Raw genomic sequence first — 13,196 nt, 5'->3', positions numbered from 1 at the left:
CTGGAGGTGGGCACAGTCAACATCGCCTCCACCGGTCGTGGTGACATTGATCTGATCATCGCTTCGGACGCAGATCTTGCCGACATCCGGGCCAACGATGGCGCTATTACGGTGCAGGCTGCAGGGGCGTTGACGCTGAGCCAGGTGAAGACGCTCAGCGTCAGCAATCGCAACAGTATCGATATCCGCACCATTGGCGCCGCTAACGCGCTTACTGTGGGAGAGGTCAGCACGGCCGGCCGAGGGGATGTCACCCTGCGAACCCAGAGTACAGTCACGATGAGGACAGCGGCAGAGTCCGGTGATGCAGTGCAGGCCAACACTCTGGACGTGCGAGCCGGCGGTGAGATCCGTTTGATCACACAAGCCAACAACCTGCGTCTGGAAACCACCGAAGCCGGAGATGTTGTTCTTGACCAACGTCAGCGGGAAGCCCTGACGCTGGAGCAGGTGGATGTGCGTGACGGGCATCTGACGGTTACTTCAGACAGCCGGGTTGTTCTGGACCAGGTGCGTCTGGCGTCCGCGGAACGGGACATTGATGGCCGCGCGGTCGCCAATGAATTGAATGTAACCACCACCGATGGCGATATCGTTGTCGGCCGGGTTGAGTTTGGCCGCTACTATGAAAATGAAGACGGTACTCTGTCCGTCGAGAAGCTGGATGCGGAATCCGGAGAACTTGTCCGGGTCAACATCCGCGAGCTTGAGGGTGCCGAGTCCCGATTTATTGCAGAAGGCCGTGTGGTTCTGGATGCGGCAGATGCCATCGTTGGTGGCAATGATGCCAGCCGGCTGAATCTGATTGCTGATCACCTCACGGCAAAAGCAGGGAACGGTGTGACTGGACTGGTGACCAGTCTCAATCGGATTGAGAGTATCAGAACGGATGCCGGTGGCGTGGAAATCATGGACCGGGATCGCCTTGAAGCCGCATCGCCGGGTCTGGTGATTGAATCGGTCGGTGCCGAAACCCTTGTGGATATTGAATCCCAGGGCACCTTACAGGTACTGGCCGACTCGGTGATTGAGTCTGATCAGATTCGCCTCGGCAGCCTCGAAGGCAACATCCGCGTGGAAGCCCCGACCGGATTTACAGAATTCACTGGTATTACCGGGTCTGACGGTACTGACAGTCTGCGTTTTACCAGCGGAATCGGGTTCTCAGCCGGCAATGCACTGACGTCCTATCGATTCTTTAATGCGCCGGAGTTTATCGAGTACCGGATCGGCACCAATTTCGACTATGACAATTACGACGTCGAAACGGATACGCCGCCGATTCCTGGCTTCCGGTTCGGCATACCGGATCCTGACTTTGTGTCAACGGATGAAACGCCTGCCGATCCAGCGTTGACGACGCTTCTGCCCGGTAATCTGGAATCCGATACCATCATTATCCAGATGCCCCGGACCATTGCGATTACCGGATCGCTGACGGCTTCCGAGCGTGTTGAACTGATTTCGGGTACCAACATCCGGATTGATGGCGACATCGCTCACCGGGATGGACCCAATAAATCGATCGGCAGCGTTGTGATGGTGGCCGAGGGACAACTTGAGGCTATCCAGCGCCTGGACCGTCCGGGGCGGACCGAAACGCTGGCCCGTCAGCCCGGCGGTGATCTGACCATTCAGACCGAGGGGCTGCTGGCAGACCGGTTCGAGCTGAGAGCGAAGCAGAATATTGCCATCGATCTGAACGAAGATCTCAATCTTACTGGCTTTATTGGCGGCGTAACCGGTTTCGACCAGGCGGAGAATGTCTCCATTACGACCCGAGGTGATCTGATTGCCGAGGGGGCACTGGTTGCAGCGAATCAGGCGCCGGTATCCGACAGCGGTAATGGTCTGTTGACGATTCGGGCTGGTTCCATCTCGGGAGACTCGAGCTCGGTCTTTATTGGCGACGGGTTGAATGTTCGGTCAGCCAGTGGCATCCAGCTGAATACCCTGGTAGCAGATGTTCTGCTGGCGGAAACCAGCGCTGATATGGAGGCAGACGGCTTCGCCAGTGCGACCGCCGGTCAACTGGTTCTGAATGAATCCGATGCCCTTAATTTGCAGCGTGTAGTTGCGCGCGACGGCGGCATTGAGGTGACAGCCGGTGGTGACCTTCTGGCAAGGGATGTTCGGTCGTTCGTTCGTGGCACAGTTGCCACCGACAGTCAGGATATTTTCCTGGGAAGTCTGGGGAATCTGACGGTTGATCGTGTCGAAACGGCAGTGAATCTTGGATCTCTTAAACAGGCTGGTGATATTACTCTGGCAGCGGATGAGAAGATCGACGTTTACCGCTACTCCACGGGCGACGTTAACACCGGTGACGCGACAACCACGAACCTTTACGGCTACTCGGTGGAGATTCGGGGCAAGCTGGAGCAGTCGCTGTTGGTGCTGGAAAATAACACCACGATCGAAAACGCGACGGCCCCATACGATCGTATCAAGGTTGACTTCACGAAAGAGACGGCTACCGGTACCAAACAGCTTGCCGATATCGCTAGATCAAGTGATTCCGGACTTGAGCGGGACGTGTTCGAAAGCTCGACAGCGGTAGCGGGCGCCGATGTTGAAATGCTACAGGAGGCCCGTTCCGGAAGTTTGCAGCAGGATCTGATCCGGTTCGCTGATACGGTGCTTGAGGCAGAGATGCGCTTCACTGCCGTAATCACCGAGACTGGAAAGGCGCCGACTGAGGTGGCTATCACTGTTGGTGAAAATGGCATAACGGCGGATTGGGCCTCGGTTCTTGGCGGCCTCAAATCTGCTGTTGAATCCGGTACTGACAACCTATCAGTCACCGTTAACGTGGCTGACCGCTCTCTAACACTGGAAAGCACCGAGGGCAACGCTTATGCCATCAGTGGCTTGTCAGTTGGCCGAGAGGTGGTCACGGAAATCAGTTCGGCGGTTTTGAATGACGGATCTGTGCCTGTGTCCATTGCTGAGGCGCCCTCTGCCCAGGTCTCGCAGGTGTTGTTTGATACTTCAGCGGGTCCTGAGGTCGGCGTAACCTACCGCATTGAGATTGGTGACTACGCCACTCGCACTGAAGACGGGATCGTTCTTTACGAAACTGATGAAGATCCGGTTTCGGTGAGAAGTTATGAGGTCCTTGGTGCTGACTACACATCCGGTTCGGTTGCCAGCCGCTGGCAATCGCTTCTGGCCGATCTGGGCGCGGCTGTGTCGGCCGGAGAGCCCGGGTTGCTGGTAACGGCACTGTCCTCGTCGGAAGGCGCCGGACTGACTCTGACTGCGAAGACGGAAAATCTCCCGTTCAGCGTACTAACTGAGGCTGCCAGGGACCTGACCGTTTTGTCCGGGCCTTTGCCGACTCAGAACGCCACGAGTGCGCAGCCGCAGGTTACCATCATCGACCTGCCAGGAAGTGCTCCTGAAAATGGCATCTATCAATTCAGTATTGATGGGGAGCGCTTCAGGGCTGATGGAAGCAAACTCTGGCAGTTCCTGGCCGCGGATCTGGAAGATCAACTGGCAACAGCGTTTGATAATAGCGACTTCAGCATTGAAGCGGACATAGATAACAGAGAGTTTGTAATTACCGGACCTGATGGCGTCGATTTCAACCTGGTACTGACCGGTGAGGGATCGATTCGAACGGAGCAGGCAGCCGGTCGCTTGGTGGCCACGCCTGGAGCGCTCGATCTGAGCAACGTGCAGGTTGTGGAAGGCACCACATATGAGTTAACTCTCGAGGACACGAGCTTTACCTACACAGCTTCGCGGGGCGATGGTGTCAAAGATCTTGCGAGTGGGTTGGCGGAGAAGGTCGATCGGAATGCTGGCTATCAAGCCTCTGTGGATGGCAGCACTTTGAACGTCCGGACGGTTGAAATTGTTGAAGTTGAGGTTGAAACGGATGATGGTACGACCACCGAGGAAAAGGAGGAAATCAGTCCGTTCGACGCTTTTGCTTCGCTGAGTCCCGTTGGCTCCAAGGTAAGTGTAATCCAGCTCGACGACTCCGGATCTGCCCCCTCAGGTAGCTACAGAATTACTCTGAATGGAGCAACAATTGCCGAGGTGGATGGAGATCCATGGGCTCTGTTGCTCAACGAGCTGAGCCGCAAGGTGAATGACAGTTCAGCCGTAGATGTCAGGGCGACGATCGATAAGTCGGGCAAATCGCTCATCCTGACCGGTGAGGAGAACGACCAGGCCTTTGAGGTGAGCGATGTGTCGCCTGACGTCGCATCGGTCCAGTTTGGGGAGGCTGATGTCATGCCCACCGGCCAGCATACGCTGGTTCTGGGGGATACTGTTATCGAAGTACCCTTGGTGAATGATGCGATTGTCAATTCACCCTGGGCACTGGTAATGGATGAGTTTGAGCGCCAAGTTGACGAGGTTCTGGGAGAAGACAGTGATGTGTTCCTGCGTGCACAGTATGTCGAGATTGATGGCCGCTTTGAGAGTGTGCTGCAGATTGTCAGTGATTCTGCGAGCCCGGTCCGCTTCAACGGCGAATTGATCGATAACGTACAGAACGCAGAAGGTGGCGCACCCCAGATCACTGATATTGTGCTGACTGATCGTGAGCCGGCGCTGTTTGTCCTGGACATAGCCACCGATGATGGCGTCTATAAGTTTGTTGTTGATGGTTCGGATCCGTGGGCAATGTTGCTGGAGCAATTCAAGGAGCGGTTGCTGGAATTCCGGACTGATCTGGGCGTTACGGTAGATACCGACAACGCCGGCCTGGTGATCAGAACAAACTCGCTGGAGGCATCTTTACCGTCTGTTGCGGCCTCGGTGAATGATACCAATGTGGTTGTTGACAGTGGTCAGGGTGAACTTGAGCGAGCGGGTATTAATGCCCGCCAGGTCAGCCAGATTGATTTCAGCCTGGCCGATACCGATGGGCCTCGCGCCGGGATGCGGTACAGCGTAACAATTGCAGGAGAGCAGTTTACCTCGGAGGTAGACGCTATCCGCTCCGACGGCGGTTCAACGACCGTTGTAGTTGACGGTGTACCGTATGAATTGGCTTCAGGGGAGCCCGAAAACCATGAACTGCTGAGACCGATCGTTGAGGCGCTGGCAGTCAAGATCAATTCGTCTTCTCTCCCATTAACGGCGCAAGCGGTCAGCTCGGATACCCTGACTGATGCAGATGGCAACGAACAGTCCTCCTTGCTGGCAAGGCTGCAGCTGACGGCGGATGAGTTGAATGCGCCGTTTACGGTTTCCGAAGGTGCAGCTGAGGTGTCGCTGACCGAGATACGTGATCAGGCGGCAGCTGTTGCCTCAGTGCAGTTGCAGGAAGGTTCAACTGCGCTGAAACAGCAGACATCGGTGGAATTCAGTGGATCGGTGTCCTCGGACCTTGAATACATTGTCCGTATCGACGGTACGAATTTCTCCGTTCGGCCCGGGGTTACCGTTGGGCTATCGGAGGACGCCGGGCTAACGGATGTACTGAATGCACTTGCCTCGACAATCACTGCCGGAAGCAGTGTTAGTGCCGAGCGAAGTGGCGATTCGCTGACGCTCAGTTCGAAGGTCGCCGGGGAGGGGGTCACGGTGACTGCCCGGACGGAAAACAAGGCGGTCGTCGTACCGACAATCGAAGGTGACTACGTTCTCAATGTGCCGACACCTCAGGCTAACTTTGGCCTGAACGTGGAGGGCAACCTCACGGTGGTTTCTCTGCCGATCGATGGTGACAGCACTGTCACGCTTTCTTCAGATCAGAACCTGGTAATCGTTGACCCACTTGATGCCGGCACCGGTACCGTTACGCTGTCGGCGGGTAAATCTCTGGCGCTGGGCGGAACTGTCAGTGCCGGCAAGCTGGAACTGACTTCAGGGGGCGAGCTCTCACTGAACTCCAGTGTCGATGAACTGATCATCAACCTGTCCAAAGCCGATGCCAATGTTCAGATCATTCAGGAAGGTGATCTCGATCTCTCCAGTTTGAACCTGAATGGTGGCGACGTGACGATCAATGTGGAGGGCAACGTCTCCATTGGCGAGTTTATCGGCAATGCCGGAAACGTCACCATTAACGCCACAGGCTCTGTTTCATTCAGCGCAGACGCCGGCTATACACCGGCTATGGTTGAACGGCTGCAGATTTTGGCCGGCGGAGAGGTGGGCGGCCAGATCCATACCGGCAACCTGAGTGTCCAGACCGAAGGAAGCATTTCGCTCAGTAACCTGGGTTCCGGGCAGATGGTTGTATCACGACTTGACAATGGCGGGGCTGACATTGCCCTGACCAGTGAGGGTGATATCCGTTTTGATGCTTTGATGTCGCTTGATGGCAGCTCAGAGCTGAATCTTGAGAGTGACACCGGATCGTTGATACTGAACCAGGATGTTGCGAGTGGTTCTGGTGCCATCAACCTGACAGCGGGCGGCAATCTGATTCTGAACAATAGCGCCAGCATCCGTTCCGCCAGTGGTGCCTTTAACCTTACCAGTGGCAGTGATCTGATCCTTGGGGATGCGACGCTATTGGATGCGGGTTCCGGTGCATTCAAGCTGGTCTCCGGTGGAGATATGGCGCTTGCCCAGCTGGTGACCGAAAGCAATGTCGATCTGCGCATCAGCGCTGTCGGTGCGATTGCCAACGTGCTTGAACGTGGAACGGCGATCACGGCGGGCGCTGAGGCGACACTGATCATTGATGCCGGCGCAGGTATTGGATCAGAACTTGCCCCGTTGACCACGGAGCTTGGGCGACTGCAATTGCTCAATAGCGGTTCTGGCGCTGTCAGCCTTCTGAATACAGGAGGCATGATCATCGAATCGATCGACCAGAAAGACGGTGATGTCAGTCTTGAAACCGTTGGCGGTGCTGTGGTGATTGAAGGAGATGTCTCGCTTGAGAGGGGCGATTTTGTTCTCTACGCCGGTGCGCCAAATTCGGCCATTCTGGTTGAGGGAAATATCCTCACCCAGGGGGGCGACGTTACCCTTACTACGGAAGATGGTGACGTTACCTTCTCGGGCCGTGTTTTCGTTAACGGTGAAGGCGATATTTCACTGCAGGCACCTCAGGGCAGGATACTTGTGGATCCTGCTCAGTCCGGCTGGTTGCGTGAGGATGGTTCATTTGGCGAACTGTCTGATGGCAGTGTCTCGACCGAACCTTTTGATAGCCGGATTGATTGGGTTATTCGCGAAGGCAAGTTGACAACGGAGATTGCCGGAGTCAGTCAGGTTGTCGTGAGTGAACCTGGCGCGTTGGCCACTGATGAACGGATTATCGATCTGTCGTCACTGGCTCCTGAGCCTGAAGATCGTGGCGCGACGTACCGGGTGGCCGTCACAATTGGGGATAGCCGTCAGGTATTTGATTACCAGGCTAACTATTCGGCCGCCCTCACTGGTGACGAAGTGCTGGCCGACATTGCCAGCGGCCTGGCACAAGCCATTAACAGCGGTGCTCCGGGCTATATGGCCGCTTCTGATGGCGCAGTGATCCGCCTCTCAGGCGGTGCGGGACTGGCCGCCATTGCTGTAACAGGCAAAGGCGCACTCCGCTCTGATATCGCGGCTACAGACATTAACGCCCAGATTCGGAATGTTCCGGACGGTCTGGTTCTTCGTGTGGCTTCAGCGCCGCTTTTGTACACAACAACCGGCGAAGTTGTGATCAAGTCACAGGGTGAAATTGGCCGTAAACTGGCGACCGATGGTGGGGTGTTGAATGATGGCGACTTCGATACCTATTTCATGCGGGAAACCGGTGACAACTCGGTAGGTTTCCTTGCCAGCCCCCTGGCATTGGTTATTGATACCAGTCTGGTAAACGTTGAGAGTGCATCCCGAGCGAATATTTCCCTGATTACGCTGCGAGGAACCGAACTGGCCAATTCTGGTACTCGAGGTGGTTCTACTGATCTTACGAATCTGGACTTTGGTGGTGCGGCACAGACCATATCTGCGCCAATCGACGCAGCCGGTCAGGATATTGTGCTGGTCGGTAACTCGCTGACCATCAATAATGACATCCGGAGTGCTGATGCGGACCTCTCGATCCGGCCCGGAGACAGCTCACAGAGCATTTCCATCGGTGGCGATGAGGATCATGAAGGAACACTGTCCCTGAAGTCCGGCGAGCTGAACAAGCTTCAGGATGGATTCCGGAATATTGTTATAGGCAGCGAGAGCGGTGGTCACAGCATATCCATCAACCGGGACACTGAGTTCAAGGATAACCTGACCGTCAGCACGCCGGGTGCCGGCGGCGAGATTATGGTCAATAACAATCTCGCTGCGCCTTCGGTGACCATTCGTGGATCCGGCAATACAACCTACCTGAACGACAAGGGCGTGACAGCCACCAATGGGCCTCTGCTCATTGAAGACTCGATTGTGGTTACCGGCGATGCCCATCTGCGATCCGCGGGCAGTATTGCCGTCCGTCCGGGTTCAGAGGGCAACGGCTCGATCAATGCTAATGCCACCAGTACAGACATTAACCGACTGGAACTGGAGGCAGCCGGGTCGGTCACGTTTGAGGGCAACATCGGAGGCGAGGGTGATGTCAATGTGGACGTCAAGCCTCTGGATCAGCTGGCTATTCTGGATGCGACGAACGTTCTTTTCGAGAAGTCGGTGGTTCTCAGCGGTGATCTGATCATCAATGCCAGTGGCGAGGTCCGATTCAAGGAAAGCATTACCCTGAACGAGGGCGGCAGCCTGATTATCCGGGGCGCGGAATCGGTCGTATTCGAGAGTGGTGAGGTGAACCTGAACGGCCAGCGCGACGGGCGCGGTGGCGATATTCTGCTGGAGACGGACACCCTGGCGGTGAGTCTGCTCTCGGATAATGCGATTCAGGCCAATGAGGCGGGCTCGCAGTTCATCGTGCGCCCGACCAGTGATAACCGGCCCGTACTTTTGGGCAGCACCGTTCAGGGAACGGCTTCCACGCTCAATCTTTCGAACTCCGTGCTCTCGCGTATCAATAATGCATCCTTTGACCGTTTCGTGGTGGGACATCATCAACGAGTGGTGGACTTCTCTGGTCTTGCGGTGGATGGCGATGGCTATCTGGCGAAAGCAGGAGATTACACCCTGACCCTCGATGGTGTGGGTTACACGGTTTCTGTGACTGAGGATTCACATAGCCTAGAAGATCTCGCCACCCAACTGGCGGCCCAGATCACTGCCAGCGTGTCTTATGCCTTTGATTCGCAGACTGAGGGGCTTGTATATGAAGCTTCAGCGGATGGCGGAAAACTTATCCTGAGTCAGGGCCCGAGACTGGATGTCGTGGAGTTCACTGCGCCGACGGGTGCCGGAAGCGCGGATTTTGAGGACGCGCGGGCGGTTAATCGACCGGGCAATAGTATTACGGTCGGAGTAAACGGCTCTGACAGTTCCAGCGATTTCCTGGTGGATACGGACCTGGAGGTTTATGGCGCCAGTATTGTGGTCGAGGACAGCGAGTTCAAGGACCGGTGGTTCAAGGTCCGTGGCGATCTGAAGCTGGATGCCATTGGCAACATCAGCATTGGTAACCGCATTGATGCGCTGGATGCCCAGTTGTATTCACTCAATGGGCGGATTGCCCAGGAGAACCCGAGCGATGCGTCGCTGGCTCTGGGTGATGGTCAGGCCGATGAACCAATCCGGGTGAAGAATCTGGAGGCCCGTGCCTGGCAGGGTGTGATCCTGCCGTACCTGGAGATTGACACCGTGGCGGTGGTCAATGCCGGTACCACGGGCAACATTGTGATCCACAATTTTGAGGGTCGTGAATCGCTGGTGGATGACCGCCTTGAGTCGGGCAGCAGCCCCCGGGTGAGCGGTGATCTGACGGTGCTCAATGCCAGGCAGCTGAGTGAGACCGGTGGCGATATCACCATCACCACCGAGCGTGGCAACCTCGACATTGCCGCAGCCGGTGAGGGTGTGGTGAGTGCCTCGATCGAGGGTGATATCACCATTGAGGCAAAAGCAGATACCGAGGCGGATGATGATGCCTATGGCATCACGGTGGCGCAGCGGATTCAGGCGGTGTCCGGTGAGATATCCCTGGCCGCTGGCCAGCGCATTGAGACGCTGGGTACCGGCACCATCGAGACGTTATCGGCGGGCACTCTGTCTTTGACCTCCCGTAATGAGGACATTGTTCAGGGTACCGCTCTGCAGACCCGGGGCGGGGTGATCGCTCTGACCGCCGGAGGCGATATCCGGATGTCGGGTGACAGTCTGCTGGATGCCAGCGCCGGTGGAGCGGTTACGGGGCAGATTGAACTGTCGGCGGACCGGCATCTTGATCTGGCGGCATTGCATGCGACGACCAGCATGACGTTGACGGCCGATGCTGATGATGATGGATCGGGCGGAATCCGGGTGGTTAGTGACTTTGCCGGTGCCTATACCCTGGACGGCGGTTCGACGGACGTGGTGCTGTCGGCCAGTGAGGGTATCGGGGCGGCGGACGGTTATCTCAAGACCCGCATTGCCGGGATTCAGGCGAGCAATACGACGACAGCGGGCGAGGGTGCGAGCGGTGGTCTGTTTGTCCGGGAAGCGGATGATCTGATCACCCTGGGGGCTTCACAGATTGCCGGTAGTTCCGGTGATGTGGTGCTTGAGCTTGTTGACGGGAATCTGACGCTGGATCACGCGGTCGCTACGACCGGTGGCAGTGGTAATGTCCGGCTGGACGTTTCCGGTGATCTTTATGTCAACCACTCGCTTAGCACGAGTTCGGGCAATGTGAGCGCATTTGCCACGGGCTTGATTACCATGACTGGCAGTGCTTCGGAAGTACGCACCGATGGCGTGAACGCCTCTCTTGAACTGCAGGCGCTGGGTGGCGTCGTGACTACAACGCGCCTTCAGAGTAACGAGGGCAACATCCGCGTTGAGGCTCTAAGGGATATTGTTCAGCAAGGCATAATCGATGCTCGGTCGGAGTCGGATCGCGGTGCAGGAAGCCTGGCTGGCCAGGTCCAATGGGGACAAGTCTCATTGGCCGCACAAGGTGGAAGCATCATTGATCAGAGCGCAGCAACCTCGCCGGCAATCTTCGCAAGCGAGCTGAGCCTATACGCATCCGAAGATATTGGTGTCAGCGATGCCGCCATCGGTATAGAAAGCGCAACTCTTTCAGCACTGACCGACACGGGCGGTATCTTTATTGATGAAATGTCGGATCTGACCGCGGGCGAAATTGCGGACATCACCGTTAACCGGGTTCAGACAGATGGCTCTACAGAAACTGAATCTGTTCTGGAGCCTCGCGATTTGCCGGGTCTGACCATCGAGAAAGGTTCCAGTGCACTGATATTACGCAGCATATCGGGCGATCTGACCCTGGATGCTTCGGTTACGTCTGGTGATATGGACAATATTCGGCTGGAGAGCGTAACCGGAAATCTGAGTGTCAATGGATTAGTCGATACGGCCGGGCATATCAGTCTGTTGGCCGGTGCCGATCTGACTTACGGTCAGAACGCAGTCGTAACCACGAACCTTGGTGATATCAATGCTGTGGCCAGTGGTGACTTCATCATGGACGATGGCTCCCTGAATCAGGCAATCAACGGGAATATTCGCCTCGAATCGGCTGGAAATCTGAGCCTGGGTTCGTTGAGTGCTGCCGGCGCGATCAGTCTCGTGGCGGGCAGTATCACGGACAGTGGTCCTGACAATAACGCAGAAACCGATGTGTCTGCCCAGTCGCTGAGGGTTGAGGTGACGGCGACGGACGGTGGTTTTGGTGAGAGTAAAAACCACATCCATACCTCGGTGGAGACCCTGAGCGGTCGTATTGGTTCTGGCGGTGGTTTTGTCAATGAACTTGATACGGTTGTCGTTTCACAGGTGCCGGATATTGTTACCAGCCTTGTTCTTGGTGATGGGACGGTAAGCAGCAGTAACGATTCGGCTCAAAGTGATTTTGTAAGCACTGGCGACCTGGTTTTCCAGACTTCGACAGGAACCATTACTGTCAGTGATGGTGACAACAATGACCGTGGTATTGAGGCGGGAGGCAATCTGCTGCTGAAGGCAGGTGGCACGGAGTCTGATCTGGTGCTGAATGCCGCGGTATCGAGCACCGGCGGCCACATCAGTCTGAATGCCGGACGGGATCTGTTGCAGAACGCGGGTATCACAGCCGGTGGTGCGGGCAAGAGCGTGGATCTGCTGGCCGGCGGCGATGTCACCATGGCCGCAGGTACCGGTATCACCAGTACCGATGGCAATACCCGTGTGGAAGCCGGTGATTCGGTGGCGCTGCGCAGCATCAGTGCCGGCAGCGGCCATGTTGCTGTGCTGGCGACAACGGGCTCGATTGTTGATGCCGACGATAACGACAGCGTGAATGTCACGGCAGCCGACCTGATCCTGCAGGCCGGTGCCGGCGTGGGTAGTGGCTCAAACGCCCTTGAGACTGAGGTGAGCAGGTTGGCGGCCGGTGCGGGCACCGGTGGGGTGTTCGTCACCGAGCTCGATGCCCTGATGGTGGATACGGTGGACTTCAATGTCAGCCGTGTGAATACCCAGGCGGGCACTGCTGATCAGAACAGCGCTCTGGAAGACGTGCGGACCACCACGGACTCGGAGGGTGCGATCGTGCTCGTGACTGGTGGTGACCTGACCCTCAATGCGGGTTCAGACAGCCGTGCAGCCGTGGTGGCCGAGGGTAGTGGTAACGTTCGGTTGCATGTTACCGGTGCGTTGACGCTGAATGCGGAGCTGGATGCCGGCAGCGGTCATCTCAGCCTGCTGGCTACGGGTACGCTGACCCAGGCGAACTCGGGTGATCTGACCACCTCGGGCACGGGCACCATTGATGTGCAGGCAAACGCCATTGCGATGGCCGGGGAAGCGGTCACTTCTGCGGGCAACGGTAACGTCCGTTATGTGGCGACCGAGACGCTGGCGCTGGGTGCGCTGAGCACAGGTGGCAGTGTGAGCCTGATGGCGGGCAGCATCAGCGACGCCAACGGTGCGGCCGTGAATGTGACAGCGGACGAGCTGCGCCTGGTCACGACCGGCAATGGCGCTGACGAAGGCGCTGGTACCGGGGCCGATGCTCTGGAAACCACGGTGAACCGACTGGCAGCGGAAGTTGCCGGGGCGAAAGGTCTGTACCTGGCCGAAACCGACAGCCTGATTCTGGGCAGTCTGGATGCAATCAACGTCCATCAGGTGGCTGCGGACGGGGTGACCCTGACACAAACGACAGACGTGGC

Annotated in this window: 1 protein-coding gene (cut by a window edge); it reads left to right on the top strand. The window is 56.9% G+C overall.

The window, feature by feature from the left end:
- Positions 1–13,196 carry part of the coding region annotated (locus BM035_RS01685; protein ID WP_139216006.1) for an LEPR-XLL domain-containing protein on the top strand (this coding region is incomplete at its 3' end). The annotated region extends 26,826 nt beyond the left edge of the window, so 13,196 of the 40,022 annotated nt are shown.

This window comes from Marinobacter sp. DSM 26671, assembly GCF_900112835.1.
Taxonomy (GTDB): domain Bacteria; phylum Pseudomonadota; class Gammaproteobacteria; order Pseudomonadales; family Oleiphilaceae; genus Marinobacter; species Marinobacter flavimaris.
The sequence above is the reverse complement of the archived record's forward strand: the minus strand, read 5'-3'. Positions and strand labels throughout refer to the sequence as shown.